A 19,622-nucleotide genomic window follows, 5' to 3' on the forward strand; every position below is an offset into this window, starting at 1 on the left:
GTGTACGTCGAATTCTCTGAAACTTTTTCCTTCCCAATGGTCTGTAATCCGAATCTATACTGTGGCATATTTCCTCTAATTTATGAATTATTATACCCTTTTGTTTAAATGCCACTTCTTTTTTAAAGCAAAAGACATGATTTTGCTTAAAATTGATTTACTTTATGAAAAAGATGCATATCTTTGTGGGGATTGAATATTTACAGACAACATGTATTGATTAATTTTAAGACAGAGAAGTTATGAGAAAGAGATTCTTCTTGTTACTCATCGCCTGCTTGCTGGCAAGCATGGGGATGATGGCTCAAACGTCCAAGGTCTCGGGAACGGTGTTTGCCGAGGACAACAATGAGCCGATTATTGGAGCATCGGTATTGGTAAAAGGCACGACACTGGGGGCAGTAACCGATATCGAAGGTCGATTTACAATCTTGAATGTACCGAACACGGCAAAGACATTGGTTGTCTCTTTTGTGGGCATGCGTAAGGTGGAAGTTCCTATCGCGCCGGATGTGAAAGTAGTTTTGAAATCGGACTCGGAGTTGCTGGATGAAGTCATGGTGGTGGCTTACGGCACGGCGAAGAAAAGCAGTTATGCCGGTTCGGCATCGCTGGTGAAGGCCGATGCCCTGAAAGATATACCGACTACCAGTTTTGAGAATGCGCTGAACGGTAAGGTTGCCGGTTTGCAGCTGACCACTTCTTCCGGTCAGGCAGGTTCTGCACCCTCCATCCGCATCCGTGGTATCGGCTCCATGAATGCGGGTAGCGAACCGCTGTATGTGGTGGACGGCGTGCCCGTTTCTTCGGGAAACACCGGACAAATGAGCGGCGAACTGTACTCTACCAACAATATAATGAATACGCTCAACCCGGAAGATATCGAGTCTATCTCGGTATTGAAGGATGCCGCAGCTTCTTCGCTCTATGGTTCGCGTGCGGCAAACGGTGTTATCCTGATTACGACCAAAAAGGGACAGATCGGCAAACCGGTAGTTACGCTGAAAGCGGAAGTCGGCTTCACTCCCTCTTGGGCGACGGACAATTACGAAACAGCCAGTACGCAGGAGAATGTGGATATGCTGTACAGTGTATTTTATGATTATGGTATGAATAATCCGAAGGAAATGAGTAACAAAGGGTATACTCCAAATACGTACGCCTTGTATCAGCTGAACAACCGCTTCAACAAACACGGTTACCAATTTTCCACCAACGGTGACGGAGCTTACGAGAGGGTCAACATCGGTGAGTATGACAACTCCGGTCGAGGCGGCAAGTACTACGATTGGGACAAGGCCTATTTCCGTACGGCCGTTTATCAGACTTACGATATGTCGGTGAGCGGTGCTACGCAGAACACGAACTACTATACCTCCATCTCTTACACCGAGGACGAAGGCCGTTTGAAGGTGAATAGTTTCGACCGTGTCTCCGGCCGTCTGAACCTGACGCAGAAAGTGGGTAAATTCCTTGAATTGACTACCAATGCCAGCCTGGCGCGTACCAAGAAGAGCGGTTATAACGATACGCGCAACACCGGCAGCAACTATTTCATGCAGACCCGCAACCTGCTGTGGGGGCTCTACTGGCCTACCGACTATAAAACCGGTGACCCGTGGACCAAACGCTACGGCAGTTACGCCTATAACGGACTTTACTATAACAACGAATGGGAGAATAACTCTACCAGCACCAAAATCATGGCAGCCGAAACCCTGACCCTGCATCTGATGCCGGGTTTGGATGTCCGTTCTATCTATTCTTACGACAATACAGCCGTGAAAGAGCACCTCTATTATAGTGCCAATCACTATAACGGTTCTTCCGATAACGGTAACGTCAACGAATACCGCACCACCTACGAGAAGATGGTTTCTTCTACCACCGCCAATTATAGCGGTACTTTTGATAAGCATACCGTAGGCGCTATGGTCGGCTTTGAAGCCGAGAAGAACAAGACGGACTATGTGCGTGCCACCGGAAGCAATCTTCCCGTCAGTACCCTGCACACCGTCTCTACTGCCGGAACACAGACTTCTGCCGGATATTCCTGGGGGAATTCGATGGTTTCCATCCTTTCCAAGCTGGACTACAACTACGACGACCGCTATTTCATTTCCGGTTCTTTCCGCCGCGACGGTTCTTCCCGTCTCAGCAAGGAGGAGCGTTGGGGTAACTTCTGGTCGGTGGCCGGTGCGTGGAACATCATGAAAGAGGGCTTTATGAGCAATCTCTCTTTCCTGAGCAATCTGCGTATACGTGCCTCTTACGGTGTCAACGGTACGTTGCCTTCGGATAATTACGGTTATATGAGTCTGATGAACTATACCAATAAGTATCTGGGTAATCCGGGCGGAACCATCACTACCGTTACCAACGACAAGCTGTCTTGGGAAACCAGCTACAATACCAATGTCGGCATCGACTTCGGCTTCTTCGGCCAACGGCTGCGCGGTACGGTGGAATACTTCAACCGCGATTCCAAGAACCTGTTGCAAGATGTACCTATCTCTATGGTGACCGGTTTCTCTTCTACCTTGCAGAATGTGGGATGCATCAACAACCACGGCGTGGAGGTGGAACTCAGCGGCGACATCATCGACCGGGGAGGCTGGTTGTGGAGCGCCGGCATCAACGCCACTTTTCTGAGCTCTGAAGTGAAGGAACTGTACGGTGGCGCCGACATCATCTGGAACGACCCTCCTGCCGAAGACGGCCGTGCACAATATATATACCGCGAAGGAGAATCCACATTATCCTTCTATGGTTACGAATGGGCGGGAGTGGACAAGACCAACGGTAAGAGCGTCTACTACGTGAACGACCCCAAGAACCCGAAAGCCGGAGACTTTGAGTACAACGGACGCGGTGCCACGTACGACTTCAACGATGCCAATTATACGATTATCGGTACTGCCGTTCCCAAGGTTTACGGTGGTGTCAATACTTCCGTCTCCTACAAAGGCATTGCCCTTTCTCTGGGCTTCACCTATAAGATTGGCGGCAATCTGTACGACAGCGCCTATAAGGACGTGGCCGACGACGGTTATTACTGGGAGCGCATCCACTCCAAGAACTACTACGACAATCTCTGGACGCCGGAACATACCAGCGGTACGGAGCCGCGCATCGAAGGCGTTGACCTGACAGACCCTCAGCAATACAGTACCCGCCATCTGTTCAATGCCAGCTATCTGCGCCTGAAGAATCTGTCACTGGCCTATACCTTGCCCAAGACGATGACCCGCAAGGTCTTTATCGAGAATGCCCGCGTCTTCTTCACCGCCAGCAACCTCTGGACCATTGCCAAATACAAGGATGCCGACCCGGAAGTGAACGAATACGGCACACGCGGTTGGGAGACGCCTATCGGAAAGACATTCGTAGTAGGAGTTGAGTTGAAATTTTAATGAATAGGAGGAAAGATACAATGAAAAAGATATATCATTTACTGGTACTGGCACTGCTTGGTGCTTTTACATTCACTTCGTGTGATGGTTTTCTGGATATGCAGCCCACGAACTCCGGCAATGCGGATGGCGCCATTGCCACGGTGGCCGATGCCGAAGTGGCTTTGAACGGAGTGATGAGCGCGATGACATCCTCGTCTTATTACGGCAGGAACTTCTTTATGTATGGCGATGCCAAAGGTGGTGACCTGACAATCTACTCCGCCGGACGCGGCCTGGACGCTTTCTATACGTTCAATCATGAACCCAATAGCGGCAGTTATTCCAGCTTTTGGAGCCGGGGATATTACTGCATTCTGCAAGTAAACTCGCTGCTGAGCAATATCAAGGAGCAGGAAGAGAAAGGAAATGTAGAAGACTTCTCTTACGTCAAAGGTCAGGCGCTGACGTTGCGTGCCTTGTTCTACTTCGACCTGGTTCGCCTCTACGGGCTTCCTTATAACTATAACAAGGCTTCCTACGGAGTGCCGAATGTTACCGAACCCCTTACCGTGCAGGCGCAGCCCACCCGTGCCACTGTCGAAGAGAACTATCGGCAGATATTGCAGGACTTGTCGGACGGCGCTACTTTCCTGTCCGGAGACAAGTCTGTACAGAATGGATATGTTGGTTACTATGCCAACATCGCTCTGCAAGCCCGTGTAAAGCTCTATATGGAAGATTATGACGGTGCGCTGACGGCGGCCAAGGAAGTTATAGAAAGCGGGAAGTACACGCTCTATACCCCCGAAACATGGACTGCTTCCTGGAGCAAGCAATTCGGTTCCGAGTCTATCTTCGAACTGGGCATCACTACCGAAGAGTCCGATTTGGGCACTTCCTCCCTGGGCTTCTATCTGATGTGCTACGGACAGTTGAAGAACGCCATGGGCTGGTATCTTGCCAGTGATTACTTCCTCGACCGCCTGGGTGAGGACGAGACGGATGTCCGCTGGGGCGTAATGGATAACGATGAGTATTGGTATGACAATGACATCGAGCGCAAAGGTGCCTGCTATAAGTATATGGGCGGTACTTCCCTGCCGGGCGACGGAAAAGCCACAAATACAGCCGTCAATATCAAAATCATCCGTCTCTCGGAGATTTACCTGATTGCTGCCGAAGCTGCCCTGCATTCTTCTAAAGCCGGTGCCGATGTTGCTGCCGGTTACTTGAACGAAATCCGCAAGCGTGCTCCGCAACTGGCGCCTGCCACAGCAGCCACCATCACCGACGACATGATTCTGGATGAACGCAGCAAGGAGCTCTTTGCCGAAGGCCAGCGCTTCTTCGACATGATGCGAATGAACAAAACCATCGAATTCAACGATGATTTTCAGAGTGTGCCGGTCAGCCATCGCGAAAAGACAATAGACCGCACCTTCGGAAAAATCGTGCTTCCCATCTCGCAGGATGAGATCAATGCAAACCCGGCGCTGAAGGAGCAGCAGAATGAAGGGTATAAATAGTATTTGCCCTCTCATGCCGAATGGTTTCCCGGCCTCACTGTAGGGGCGTAAACGAAGGCGCTGTCAGAAGCGGAAAAAGGAGCGATTGTTTGAGCACGAAGTGCGAGTTTCGCGACGCCCGTTTCTGACAGTGCCGTAGTAGCCCCGGAAGTGTAGCCTTGATTTTTTCTTTTGGTATCTTTTCTTTTGCATCAAGGCAAAAGAAAAGTACGAAAATGTTATTTATTGGTTCTAAAATTCTATTTTCTTTTTCCGAATCGGCTTATCTTTGCTTCCGTTGAAACCAATAAAAATAATAATACTATGAAAAGAATACTTTTCTTATTGTCTTTCCTGACATTGTTTGCAACCGGAAGTTGGGCGCAGTGGAGCCCTGTGGGTGATAAAATCAAAACGGATTGGGCATCCCGGATAGATCCTTCCAATGTATTGCCCGAATATCCCCGTCCTATCATGGAACGGAGTGACTGGAAGAACCTGAATGGTTTATGGGATTATGCCATTATTAATAAAGGCGAGCAAATACCCGCTGCTTTCGATGGCAAAATCCTGGTTCCCTTTGCAGTGGAATCTTCATTATCCGGAGTAGGAAAGCGCATCAACGAAAAGCAAGAACTGATTTATCAACGTAGCTTTGAGGTTCCGTCGGCCTGGCGCGGCAAGCAAGTGCTGCTGCACTTCGGCGCTGTAGACTGGAAGACCGACGTATGGGTGAATGATGTCAAAGTGGGAAGCCATACCGGAGGATTTACTCCTTTCTCTTTCGATGTTACCGCCGCTTTATCTGCCAAAGGTAGCAACCGCCTGGTGGTAAAGGTGTGGGATCCTACAGATAAAGGTCCTCAGCCGCGCGGCAAGCAAGTCAGCCGTCCCGAAGGTATCTGGTATACACCCGTATCCGGTATCTGGCAGACCGTATGGTTGGAACCTGTTGCAGCCAAGCATATCGGGAACCTCCGCATTACTCCCGATATCGACCGCAATCTGCTGACCGTAAAAGCAGAGCTGAACGCGTGCAATCCTTCCGATCTTGTAGAAGTAGCCGTTTATGACGGTAGCCGGTTGGTAGCTACTGGTAAGAGTATCAATGCAGAGGCTGTAGAAGTGGCTATGCCTCAGGATGCCAAACTTTGGAGTCCCGATTCTCCTTTCCTTTATACGCTCAAAGTCACCCTTAAAAGCGGTGATAAAGTCTTGGATAAAGTAGATAGTTATGCAGCCATGCGCAAGTATTCCACCCGTCGCGATGCCAACGGCATTGTGCGCCTGGAACTGAACAACGAAGCGCTGTTCCAGTTCGGCCCGTTGGACCAGGGCTGGTGGCCTGATGGTTTGTACACCGCTCCCACGGATGAGGCTTTGCTGTACGATGTCCGGAAGACAAAAGATTTCGGCTTCAATATGATTCGTAAACACATCAAGGTAGAGCCTGCCCGCTGGTATACGCATTGCGACCAACTGGGTATCATCGTTTGGCAGGACATGCCGAGCGGTGACCGCAACCCCGAATGGCAAAACCACAGATACTTTGACGGAACAGAGATGAAGCGTTCGGCCGAATCGGAAGCTTGCTATCGCAAGGAGTGGAAAGAAATCATGGACTGTCTCTATTCTTATCCCTGCATCGGCACCTGGGTTCCGTTCAACGAGGCTTGGGGACAGTTCAAGACTCCCGAAATCGTAGAATGGACAAAACAGTACGACCCGACCCGCCTGGTGAATCCGGCAAGTGGCGGCAACCACTATACTTGCGGCGATATGCTCGACCTTCATAACTATCCGCAACCGGAGATGTACCTGTATGATGCACAGCGTGCCACCGTTCTTGGTGAATATGGCGGCATCGGCCTTGTGCTGAAAGACCATATCTGGGAACCGAACCGCAACTGGGGCTATGTTCAGTTCAATTCTTCCAAGGAAGTGACGGACGAATATGTGAAGTATGCCGATATGTTGTATCAGCTTATCGACAGAGGTTTCTCGGCAGCCGTCTATACGCAGACCACCGATGTGGAAGTGGAAGTAAACGGACTGATGACTTACGACCGCAAGGTGATAAAACTGGACGAAGCGCGTGTCAGAGAAGCTAACAAGCGCATTTGTAATGCATTGAAGAAATAAATTCTCCACTTATATGGGATGTGAGGTATGAAACGAATCATTCTAAAGTTTTTCCTCTGTTTGTGCATAGTAGCGGCATGGCCCTGCTATGCACAAAACTCTGTTCATTACTACTTCCGGACGATGGACATTCGCAACGGCCTTTCGCAGAATACGGTCTATCAGATTCTGCAAGACAGGAAAGGCTTTATGTGGTTCGGCACCAAAGACGGCCTGAACCGATACGATGGAGTGGCTTTCCGTGTGTATAAGAAGGAAAACTCCGGTTTAGGGAAGAACTTTATTACTGCACTTTACGAAGACCACGAAGGAAATATCTGGATAGGGACTGATGGCGGAGTCTTTATCTATGACCCGGTACGGGATTCTTTCACTGCCTTCGATCAGGTAAGCGACAAGGGAACTACTGTCCGAGACTTTGTCACGATGATAGGGAGTGATGATCAGGATAATATTTGGATATCGGTAGAGAATCAGGGTTTGTTCTGCTATAAGCAGGATGAAAAGAAGTTGCTGAACCGTCTGTACGATTCGGGACTGGCCAATGTTACACGTTTCTGGCTAAATGGAAATACCTGCTGGCTTGCGCTCTATGCCGACAATCTTTATTATACAAAAGATAACTTCGAATCCCCTCTACAACCCTTCAGGGATGCCGACGGGAATGAGATATTCAAGGGAGACATCATCAACTGGCAGGTCAACGGCCCTCATAATTGTGTTTATATTGCCTCGCTCAACGGCTTGACCGAGATAAACCTGACCAGCGGAAAGACGCGCAGGCTTCTGAATACCTATGTACGTGCGTTGCAGTTCAAGTCGGACAATGAACTGTGGGTCGGTGCAGAGTCCGGCTTGTACATCTATAACCTGACGACCGATAAAGTGACCCATCTCACTGTCCCCAACCAGGACGACTCTTATGCATTGTCGGATAATGCCATCTATTCTCTTTGTTGTGACAAGGAGAACGGCATGTGGATCGGTTCGTACTTTGGCGGCGTGAACTATTACCCGTACCAATGGACCTATTTCGAGAAATTCTATCCCAGGGAGGATCTCAGATACTTCGGCCGCCGTGTGCGCGAGATATGCGAAAGCAATGACGGCACACTGTGGATTGGTACTGAAGACAAAGGACTGTTCAATTTCGACCCCAAGACCGGAAAGATAGAGCCATTCGAGCATCCTGCCATCTATCAGAATGTGCACGGGCTTTGCATGGATGGGGATGATTTGTGGGTAGGTACTTTCTCCGGCGGCCTGAACAGGGTAAATCTGCGTACCAGACAGGTGAAGCATTACTCCAAAGGCGAGAGTGAGAATTCGATGATAGCCAACGATGCCTTTGCCATTTGCAAAACAACTACGGGCGATGTATGGGTGGGTACTACCTCCGGTCTGCTGAAGTACAATCGCCCTACCGACGACTTTACCCGTATTCCCCAGTTGAGGAATATGTTTACTTACAGCATCCTGGAGGACTTTAACGGGAATTTGTGGTTTGCCACTTTTTCTAACGGGGTGTTCTGTTATAACGTCCGTACCCAGCAATGGAGGAACTATCTTTCCAATGAGAAAGATTCAACTTCCCTCTCTTATAACAAGGTCATCAGCATCTACGAAGACAGTAAGAAACGCCTGTGGTTTATGACACTGGGCGAGGGCTTCTGCCGCTATAATCCCGAAACGGATAACTTTACCCGCTACGACATGTCACAAGGCTTTCCAAGCAACACCATCTATAAAATGGTGGAAGATAAGCGGGGAAACTTGTGGATAACCAGCAATTACGGGCTGGTTTGCTTCAATCCGGACACGGGAAGCAAGCACGCATACACTACTGCCAACGGATTGCTGAGCAATCAGTTCAACTTCCAGTCGGGTTATTGTGACAAGGAAGGACGCATCTATCTGGGCAGTATCAACGGATTCATTGCTTTTGACCCGGAAACTTTCGTTGAAAATACTTTCCTGCCTCCGGTAGCTATTACAGACTTTTACTTGTTCAATAAGCGTCTTTCTGTGAACAGTCCGGATTCTCCTTTGAAGAAGAGCATTATCTACTCGGATGAGATAGAGCTTGAGGCCGATCAGAACTCTTTCTCTTTCCAAGTGGCGGCTTTAAGCTTTCAGGCTCCCGAAATGAATCGGTTGGAATATAAGCTGGAAGGTTTTGACCGTGAATGGTATGCGGTGGGGCGTAATTCTACCATCAACTATTCCAATCTGCCTTACGGAAGTTACACACTGCGCATAAAAGGTTCAAACAGTGACGGGAAGTGGAATGAAGAGGAGCGTGTGCTCGATATACACATCCGTCCTCCTTTCTATCTGTCGACATGGGCGTATGCGGTATATGTGGTGTTGGCTTTGTGCTCGCTGGCTGCTGTCATTTTCTATTTCAGGAGGCGGACGTTGCTGAAGCATCAACAGACGATGGAGAAATTTGAACGCGAGAAAGAGCGGGAATTGTATACGGCTAAAATAGATTTCTTTACGAATGTAGCCCACGAGATACGTACGCCGCTCACACTGATAAAGAGTCCGCTCGAAAATGTATTGACGTCCAAGTCTGTCTCCAATGAGATCAGAGATGACCTGGAGATAATGGATTTGAATACCAACCGCCTGCTCGACCTGGTCAATCAGTTGCTTGACTTCAGAAAAACGGAGACACAAGGCTTTCAACTGGACTTTGTAGAATGCAATGTATCGGACCTTTTGCAGAAAACCTATAAGCGCTTTAAGCCTTTGGCACGCGAGAAGGGGCTGGAACTTACCGTCGATGTGCCCGAAAACCTCTATGCTTCGGTGGATATGGAAGGGCTGACCAAGATTATCAGTAACCTGCTGACCAACGCAATGAAGTACTCGGAAACGTATATCAGCATCAAGTTGTGTGCCGAAGATGAGAAATTGATACTCTCTGTGTGCAATGATGGAGCTATCGTTCCACCGGAGATGCGTGAAGAGATATTCAAGCCGTTTACCCAGTATAAGACGGGTGTGCTGCGTTCCGTATCCGGTACCGGTATCGGATTGGCACTGGCCCGTTCGCTTGCCGAGCTCCATGAAGGTACTTTGTGTATGGCAGACTCCACAGAAAGCAATTGCTTCTTGTTGACCCTTCCGCTGAAGCATGCCCAAACCGTGGCTATAGGGCGGAAAGAACCGGTGGCCAGTGAAGAACCTGCCGAGGAGAGCGGAACAGAACCTGCTTCCAAACAGTATCGCTACACTCTGTTGGTAGTGGAGGATAGTCCTGAGATGCAATCGTTCGTTGTGAAGCAACTTTCGTCGGAATATCAGGTACTGACCGCCTTGAATGGGGTAGAAGCCTTGAATGTCTTGAAAGAGCATACTGTCAACCTGGTCATCACAGACATCATGATGCCCGAAATGGATGGACTGGAACTGTGCGAGCATCTGAAATCGGAACTCGACTACAGCCATATACCCATTATCCTGCTGACAGCCAAAACTACCCTTCAGGCGAAGATAGAAGGCATGAAGCTGGGCGCGGATGTCTATATAGAAAAGCCATTTTCGGTGGAATACCTGAAGGTTTGTGTTTCCAATCTGCTGAGTAATCGCGAGAAATTGCGTGTCTCTTTTGTTCATTCTCCTTTTGTGCAGACCAACAGCATGGCAATGACCAAAGCAGATGAAACATTTCTCAAGACACTGAAGGAAGTGGTTGTTGAAAATATGCAGAATCCTGATTTCTGCCTGGACGATATGGCGAGCTTGCTGAACATGAGCCGTTCGAGTCTGAACCGGAAAATAAAAGGTATATTGGATATGACGCCGAACGACTATATCCGCTTGGAGCGACTGAAAAAAGCTGCGCAACTTTTAAAGGAGGGTGAGTGCAAAATCAATGAGGTTTGCTATATGACCGGCTTCAATACACCGTCCTATTTTACCAAGTGTTTTCAGAAGCAATTCGGGATATTGCCTAAGGACTTTGTGAAATAATAGACCGAATGAACTGCTAAATAAAACAATACGGTCAAATGCCTCTGAGATGCTTCTCAGAGGCATTTTTTGGATTTATAATTGCATAGATTGAAGCTATATTTGCATCGGATTTAGCTTTATGCTGATATATTTGCAATCGAAAAGGTTAACCAAATATATAGTAATACTACGAACGAAATGCCTATGACGTAACAACCCTAATTTATTTTCTATGCTTAGTAAGAGGTGCTCAGTCTCCTTTTACAAAATGTACTCAAAAAGCGGAGCTAAATTTTCCGCATAGTTTCAAAATCTAATTCTATAAAAAATGATCAAGAAAATCTTATTCTTATTCTTTGCTGTGTTTGCTGTTGCCACATACGCGCAAAATGGCAACATTACCGGTACGGTGAAAGATGCAAACGATGAACCGTTGATCGGCGTGAGCGTAGTGATCAAAGGTACTGCTACTGGTGTCGTAACTGATTTAGACGGAAATTTTTCGCTAAATGGAAAGGTGGGAGACATCATTCAGTTCTCCTTTATTGGTATGGTATCTCAGGAACACACTTTCAGTGGTACTCCGATACAAGTGGTGATGCAGGATGATTCCAAAATGTTGGATGAAGTAGTGGTAGTAGGTTATGGTACACAGAAGAAAGTCAATCTGACGGGTTCCGTATCTACCGTAAATTACGAAGACCAAGCGCTTTCACGCCCCGTTACTACGGTGGCAAATGCTCTTTCGGGTATGGCAGCCGGTTTGAATGTAATGACTACAGGTTCAAAACCTAATGAAGAAAAGGCTAATATTTCGATTCGTGGTACAGGTACCTTGAATACGTCCAGCCCATTGATTCTGGTGGATGGTATGGAAATGGAATTGAACCAAATTAACCCGAACGACATTGCCAGCATCTCTATTCTGAAAGATGCTGCTTCCTGTGCTATTTATGGTAACCGTGCTGCAAATGGTGTTATCTTGGTAACAACTAAGAGAGGAGCGGCAGATGGCAAAATCAATGTTACTTACTCCGGTAAGTTCTCGCTGAACACGCCTGCCAAATTGATACGTCAGGTATCCAACTATGCCGACTATATGGAACTCTTCAACGAAGCGTGCGAAGGTAGTGGTACTGCTACATTGTACAGCCAAAGCAACATCGACGCATGGCGTGCAGCAGAAAAAGACCCTAACGGTATTTCCGCTTCAGGCTATCCTAATTACGTGGCTTATCCTAATACCGATTGGTATGACGTACTATACAATCCTGAATGGATGCAGGAGCATACTGTTTCCGTGGTGGGTTCAGAGAAGCGTACCAACTATAGTTTCAGCACAACTTACTTGAACAATCCGGGTATTGCTCCCAACTCAGGTATGCAGAAGTATTACATGCGTTCCAATGTGGAATCAAAGATCAGCCCGTTCCTCACGGCGGGAATACGTGCATGGGGATATCATACCGACCAGGAGCGTAACAATGTGGATAACCTGACCGGTACTGAAATGAAAAAAGCCAACCCCGGTACCTATCCTTTTTATGATGGTTACTATGGTGCTGTGGCATCCACAGAAGAAGATGCTTCCGCCACCAATCCGCTTTACTTCATTGACACGCAGGAAGGTACTAAGAAACAGACTAAATTTTATGTGAATCCGTATGTGAGGGTGGATTTTCTGAAGCATTTCAACTTCACTTATAATTTTTACTACGATAACTTCCGTAATGAACATACTTTGTACGATTCGGACTACAAACCGCGCATGAATTTCCTTACTGGAACAGTGACGAATCATCCGGCTACGTCAGCTGAATTAGCCGAATCTCAGGTATATGACTGGCGGAACTATGAACAGAGTTGGAAAAGCAATGCTGTGTTGAATTATAGCCAGACTTTCAACAATAAGCATGATGTGTCTGCCATGGCCGGTTATGAAGAATACCGTTGGTGGAAGAGTGAAGTGGATATCTGCAAGAAAGGTATGGTAAACCCGACACTGACCGACTTCAACGCCATGACTGAACCTAGCTATCTTTCCGGCTATACGAGAGAATTGGCTACCCGTTCCTGGTTTGGTCGTGTGAACTATGCTTATGACTCTCGTTATCTCTTTGAGGCTAACATACGTTATGATGGCTCTTCTCGTTTTGCATCCGAAAATCGTTGGGGTGCGTTTCCTTCTTTCTCTGCCGGTTGGCGTATCTCGGAAGAAGACTTCATGAAAGATCTTAATCTTTTCGATAACTTGAAGCTGCGTGCTTCCTGGGGTAAGCTCGGTAACAGTGCCATCAACAGTTATTATGCATATCAATCTCTTTATTCTGTAAGAAACTATGTATTTGGAGACAACGTAAGTTCCGGTTTCGGAATGTCTTCATTCTCCAACTCTGATTTGAAGTGGGAAACAACGACTGTGACAAATATCGGTTTAGACGTAACCACGATGAAGAACCGCTTGAATGCTACCATAGAATGGTATAACAAAGTGACGGATGGTATCTTATATCAACCTTCTTTGTCTTCTACATTGGCTTATTTTACTTCTCCCTATCAGAATATCGCTGAGGTGACTAACCGAGGCTTCGAACTGACGTTGGGTTGGCAAGATCATGTGAGGGATTTCAATTACAGTGTTAATGCTAATTTTTCTCTCAATAAGAATGAAGTGACGAAATACAAGGGAGCCTTGGAGCGTGGCTGGAAAGACGGGGTTTATTCTACGAACATCGGTGACGTGTCTACAGGTGGTGACCAGCGTGTACTCGAAGGACATGCCATCAACGAATACTATATGCTCAACCTTTACAAGGGAAACGGCAACTACTTCAACGCTGATGGTTCGGTTAACCTGAATGGTGGTCCTAAGGACGGTATGATCCGTACTGAACAAGATATGGCATGGTTGAAAGCCATGGTGGCTGCAGGCTATGAATTCTATCCGGCTAAAGGCATCAGCAAGAGCGAAATCTGGTATGGCGACGTAATTTATGCCGACCTTAATGGTGATGGTATTTACGGTAATGATAATGACCGTGATTTTCAAGGTTGTTCTTCCACGCCGAAATATTACTATGGCCTCCAGGCAAGTGCGTCATGGAAGGGATTTGATTTCTCTATGAGTTGGGCCGGAGCTGCAGGCTTTAAGATTTCCTGGTGGGAACAAAGTTTAAATAGCACCCGTTTGACACGTTGCTATGGTATTGGACGGGATGTGGCTAATGATCATTACTTCTACGATCCCGAAAATCCGTCGGACCCGCGTACCAACATTAACTCTGAGAATACGCGTCTGACAATTGGTGGTACCGCCCAGACTGAAACTTCAAGTCAATTATGGCTACACAATGGCAATTATCTGAAGTTGAAAAACCTGACCATCGGTTACACTTTCCCTACCAAATGGATGCAAAAACTTTATGTGCAAAACTTGCGCATTTATGCTACGGGTGAAAACTTGCTGACCATCACTAAATTCAAAGGACTTGATCCGGAAATGGCTGCAGGAAACGGCTATCTGCCTATTCGACAATATGCTTTTGGTATTAATGTTACATTCTAAAAAGAGGAGACGATTCAATGAAAAATACAATCAAGAAATTATATAGACGACTGGCACTGACTGCCGGTTTGGGCTTGTGCTGTATGGGATGTGTGGATATGGACGTGACACCATCGGATCAAGCTGCTTCAGGTGCTGTATGGGGAAACGCTACAATGGCGGAACAGACTGTAAACGGTGTTTATAACATCTTGTATTATGGATATAACGATGCTTGGCTTGGCTGGTGGGATGTCTGGTCATATACAATGGACCTCGATGCCAATTGGATTGGAGGGTTCGGTTCCCTGTTGGGTAATAATACTTCCAGTAACGACCGTGGAAGCGGACGCTGGTGGCAGGTATATTATGCCGGTATTTTCCGCGCTAATGATGTCATAGAGAATATGCCCAACGTGACCGATATGGACGAGGGCAAAAGATCTCGCCTTGTATCGGAGGCTCGTTTCCTGCGTTCCTGGTGGTACTATCGCCTGAGTGCTCTTTACGGTAATATACCTTACTACACAATGGCACTCAGTAGTACGGATGACACGAAGGATGCTAAACAATACACGCAAGAGGAGATGTGGAATAATCTGGTTGCAGACCTCACGCTTTGCATTGAGGACGAGAACCTGCCGAAGAAATACAATAGTAGCGACAGCAATTATGGACATATTACCAAAGGTGCTGCCTATGCCCTGCGCGGTATTATCTACATGTGGAAGAAAGAGTGGCAGAATGCTATCAACGACTTCCAGGCAGTGAAGGACTGCGGTTACAGCCTTTACACGGGCAGTGGTGCGGATTCGTATAAGCAGCTGTTCAAACTGGAGAACGAACACTGTGATGAAATGATTTTCTCTATCCAATGTACAGATACGGACAACGGTAGCAGTTCTCATCAGAAGAACCACTTCTACGGAAGCCGCTGTCTGCCGGATGACGGTTCGGGTGTGGGTCTTGGTTGGACAAATTACATCGTGAATCCCCGTTTTGTAGATTCTTATGAGAATGCTGACGGAAGTCCATTCAATTGGGATGACTATATTCCCGGCTACAGTAGTATGACTCCTGCAGAGCGTGCTGTGTATTTCTACCGCGACGGTCTTACGGATTCGGAATATACAAAAGCCAAGAATAATGGTGCCGATATGAGCAAATATCAAGAGAATGGCAATGAAGCCAGAATCCTGAAGGCTTATAACAACCGAGACCCGCGTCTTGCCGCATCTGTTGTAACTCCTTATAGCACTTATTCGGGAGGTATCAGTGGTGCTGCGATAGACTATACATACCGTTTCCCTTATCGTACTTTGAATGCTCCTACGTATGATTACGCCACTGATATTACTGCTATGGCCTACTACACCAACCGTAAATTTGTAGGTGAAGGCATGGAAATTATCGTGAACTATTCGCCTGTTGATCTTCCTCTCATCCGTTATGGGCAGATATTGCTGTTGTGGGCAGAAGCCTTGAATGAAGCAGGGCAGATGGACGCTGCTATTGAAAAAGTAAATGAAGTACGCAGCCGCGCCGGTGCACAACTTTTGAACTCTAATGCATACACTCAGGTGACAAGTAAGGATAACTTGAAGGAGCGCATCATGAACGAGTGTCATTGGGAACTGATGGCTGAAGATGTAGTATTTTTCGACGAACTCCGTTGGAAAACATGGAAAGACTTGAAGTTCGCTAAGACGGACGACGGTGGAGCCGTTAACGGTATGAGTCAATGGTGGGGTAAGGTGACTTATTCTTATAAATGGGGTGGCGATAACTATTGGATATTGCCTATTCCTGCCAATGCGATACAAATAGACCATCTCACGCAGAATCCGGGCTATAATTAATCCGTTCGGTAATATCGGAAATAAGAGGGGGACCGATAGCCCCCTCTTTTGTACAAAGACCGATAGTATTACGCAGAAAATGGGCAGGTTTCGATTAAAGTGATTTGCCCGGTAATAAATAAACAAACAAATAAATAGGCTATGAAACAGAGATATTTGTGGATGATGGTCATTATGTTTTCTTTCAGTTCCTGTGGGACTTCCAATGTGGAGAATCCTCTGCCGGACGAGGAGGAAGGTGGCGGTACGTCTACAACAAAGACGCAGAAAATCTCTTATGCTGATCCGACTATCCTCTTGGATAACGGAACCTATTACATGTCAGGTACTTCGCAAATCAGCAACCAGTCATCGCGCGGGTTCACCATACTGATGTCTGATGATTTGCAGGAGTGGACTACAGGCACGACGGACACTTATCGTTTCATCTTGGGGCCGGAGTGGGGAACCACTTATGGCACGGCAGGCTTTTGGGCGCCGCAATGGTATAAGGAAAACGGTATGTATTACTTCCTGTACACAGCCAATGAGCGGGTAGCGATGGCTCATGCAAGTGCCGTAACGGGTATTTTTACACAAGAGAAGGCCGTGGCGATAGATGCTTCGGCAGGAAATATTGATCCCTTTCTCTTTAAGGATGATGACGGAAAATACTATCTTTACCACGTGCGTTTCAGTGGTGGTAACTTTATTTGGGTGGCAGAGTTTGACATGGAAACAGGAACTGTTGACTCCGGTACACTGGAACAATGCTTGGAACTCACCGAACCTTGGGAAAGAATGTATAACTATGACAGCAGTTGGATTATGGAAGGTCCTACGGTGGTGAAATGGGATGATGTTTACTATCTCTTTTATTCCGCCAACCATTACAAGGATCCGGATTATGCTGTAGGCTATGCCACGGCTTCCTCACCAATGGGACCTTGGACAAAGTATTCGGGCAATCCCATCATTCGTCGTGACATCGTGGGTGAGAAGGGTGCAGGCCACGGAGATGTATTTGAGGGTAAGGACGGCAAGTTCTATTATGTATACCATGTGTGGGGCGACGGTGATGACCCTGATGCACGGCAGACACGCATCGTCCCACTAATCCGCGAAAAGGGGGCTGATGGGATTTATAAGATTTCCGTGGATGTTGCTAACATCATCACGCCGTATCAAGTTTATTAAAATAAGCATGGAGTATTTATCATGAATAATAATGGTTGAAGAAAGAATCATGAAAAAAAATTTAATACCAAAGAACACTGTATTTCTATTATTGCTTAGTCTTTGTTTTGCAGGATGCAAAAGCAAACTGGTTGTGGAATCTGATTATTTGCCGATAGCTGACCCCTATGTGATGCTTTATGACGGCAAGTACTATGCCTATGGCACCGGAGGCACGGTGGAGGGCGAAGGCTTTGCTTGCTTTTCTTCAGACGACCTGAAGAGCTGGAAACGTGAAGGTCAGGCTTTGTCTGCCGAAGATTCATACGGCACATGGGGTTTCTGGGCTCCCGAAGTTTATTACATCGAACCGAAGAAAAAATTCTATCTTTTCTATTCTACCGAAGAACACATTTGCGTAGCTACGGCAGATACGCCGCAAGGTCCATTCCGCCAGGAGGTGAAGCAACCCATTTGGGACGAGAAAAGCATTGATACTACTTTGTTTATCGACGATGATGGCACACCTTATCTTTACTTTGTCCGCTTCACGGACGGTAATGTGATTTGGGCAGCACAGATGAGTGATGACTTGACAAGCATTAAGCAAGAAACGCTGACAGAGTGTATTAAGGTAGGAGAACCATGGGAACTTTCGCAAGACAAACCTGCTAGGGTGGCAGAAGGCCCTTCGGTATTGAAGAAAGACGGTATGTACTACTTGATTTATTCAGCTAACCATTTTGAGAGCAAAAACTATGGAGTGGGTTATGCCACCTCCGACAGCCCGATGGGTCCGTGGAAGAAATATGATGGAAATCCGGTGCTGCAACGTGCCGACGGATTAGTGGGTACTGGTCACGGTGCTCCTTTCCGTTGCAAAGATGGCAGCTGGAAGTATATCTTCCATGCACATTGGGATAGTACCAAAGTACAACCCCGCACTTCTTATATCAAGGATTTTGCCATTTCCGATCATGGGGTGGTTTCTATTGATGGAACTGTTATCAGACCGCAAGTATTAAAGTAATAAAAGAAAATATACATATATGAAGAAGTTATTAATGTTATCGGTAATGTGTTGTCTGTTGGCTTGCTCTTCATCCACATCAGCCAAAGAAGAGAATCCGGAAGAACAACCGAAGAATGTATATCATAATCCGGTGGTGAACTACAGCTTGCCCGATCCTTCTGTTATCAAGGGAGATGATGGCTATTTCTACCTGTATGCCACCGAAGACATCCATAATTTGCCTATCCATCGTTCCAAGAACCTGGTGGACTGGGAATTTGTGGGCACTGCTTTCACCGATCAAACCCGTCCGAACTTTGAAAAAAAAGGAGGACTGTGGGCACCGGACATCAACAAAATAGGCGATAAATATGTGCTTTATTATTCGATGTCCGTATGGGGTGGTGAGTGGACTTGCGGCGTCGGTTGTGCCATTGCCGACAAGCCGGAAGGGCCTTTCACCGATCAGGGAAAGATGTTCCGCAGCAACGAAATCAATGTGCAGAATTGTATTGACCCGTTCTATATAGAGGATGGAGGAAAGAAATACCTCTTCTGGGGCAGTTTTAGCGGCATCTATGGTGCTGAGCTTTCGGAAGACGGGCTTTCCCTGAAGGAAGGTGCTCCCTTGCAACAAATAGGCGGAACAGCTTATGAGGGTACTTATATTCATAAGAAAGACGGCTATTATTACTTCTTTGCCTCCATTGGCACCTGCTGTGAGGGCTTGAACAGTACTTATACCACCGTTGTAGGTCGTTCGGAGAATCTCTTCGGTCCTTATACGGATAAGAACGGTGGACGTATGCTCGACAACAAGCATGAAGTCCTGATTCATAAAAATAATTTTTTTGTAGGTGCCGGACATAACTCCGAGATTGTGTCGGATAATGCCGGTAACGACTGGTTCTTCTATCACGCAGTGAGCACCAAGAATCCCGAAGGGCGTGTGCTGATGATGGACAAGATTGAATGGAAGGACGGATGGCCTTCGGTAGAGGGAAGTTCTCCTTCGATAGAGGCTGACAAACCTGTATTTTAACAACA

Annotated in this window: 9 protein-coding genes; all 9 read left to right on the top strand. The window is 47.0% G+C overall.

The features are described 5' to 3' along the window. Positions 1-242 precede the first annotated feature (242 nt). The 9 genes from AAE250_RS00585 (at position 243) to AAE250_RS00625 (ending at position 19,617) form a co-directional block, all read left to right on the top strand. Positions 243-3,413 (top strand): SusC/RagA family TonB-linked outer membrane protein, encoded by a 3,171-nt coding sequence (locus tag AAE250_RS00585; RefSeq protein ID WP_294599430.1) that lies wholly within the window; start codon positions 243-245, stop codon positions 3,411-3,413. Between the two features lie 20 nt (positions 3,414-3,433). Beyond that, on the top strand, positions 3,434-4,921 hold the full coding sequence (locus AAE250_RS00590) for a RagB/SusD family nutrient uptake outer membrane protein (protein ID WP_294599427.1): 1,488 nt from the start codon (positions 3,434-3,436) through the stop codon (positions 4,919-4,921). A 303-nt stretch (positions 4,922-5,224) separates the two neighbouring features. Next, positions 5,225-7,042: a glycoside hydrolase family 2 protein gene (locus AAE250_RS00595; protein ID WP_294599425.1), complete on the top strand. Its 1,818-nt coding sequence runs from the start codon at positions 5,225-5,227 to the stop codon at positions 7,040-7,042. 27 nt (positions 7,043-7,069) lie between these two features. Continuing rightward, positions 7,070-11,023: a hybrid sensor histidine kinase/response regulator transcription factor gene (locus AAE250_RS00600; protein ID WP_294599422.1), complete on the top strand. Its 3,954-nt coding sequence runs from the start codon at positions 7,070-7,072 to the stop codon at positions 11,021-11,023. Positions 11,024-11,333: 310 nt separating this feature from the next. Next, positions 11,334-14,570: a SusC/RagA family TonB-linked outer membrane protein gene (locus AAE250_RS00605; protein ID WP_294599419.1), complete on the top strand. Its 3,237-nt coding sequence runs from the start codon at positions 11,334-11,336 to the stop codon at positions 14,568-14,570. Between the two features lie 17 nt (positions 14,571-14,587). After that, positions 14,588-16,408, top strand: a complete 1,821-nt coding sequence (locus AAE250_RS00610; RefSeq protein WP_294599416.1) for a RagB/SusD family nutrient uptake outer membrane protein — start codon at positions 14,588-14,590, stop codon at positions 16,406-16,408. A 141-nt stretch (positions 16,409-16,549) separates the two neighbouring features. Continuing rightward, the gene (locus AAE250_RS00615; protein WP_294599414.1) at positions 16,550-17,584 is read left to right on the top strand and encodes a glycoside hydrolase family 43 protein; all 1,035 of its coding nucleotides are present in this window, start codon (positions 16,550-16,552) and stop codon (positions 17,582-17,584) included. A gap of 49 nt (positions 17,585-17,633) precedes the next feature. Then, entirely contained in the window at positions 17,634-18,593 is a 960-nt protein-coding gene (locus tag AAE250_RS00620; RefSeq protein WP_294599412.1) for a glycoside hydrolase family 43 protein, read from the top strand. A 19-nt stretch (positions 18,594-18,612) separates the two neighbouring features. After that, entirely contained in the window at positions 18,613-19,617 is a 1,005-nt protein-coding gene (locus AAE250_RS00625; RefSeq protein ID WP_294599410.1) for a family 43 glycosylhydrolase, read from the top strand. Positions 19,618-19,622 lie beyond the last annotated feature (5 nt).

Source organism: Bacteroides sp. GD17 (assembly GCF_038448625.1).
Classification (GTDB): Bacteria; Bacteroidota; Bacteroidia; order Bacteroidales; family Bacteroidaceae; genus Bacteroides.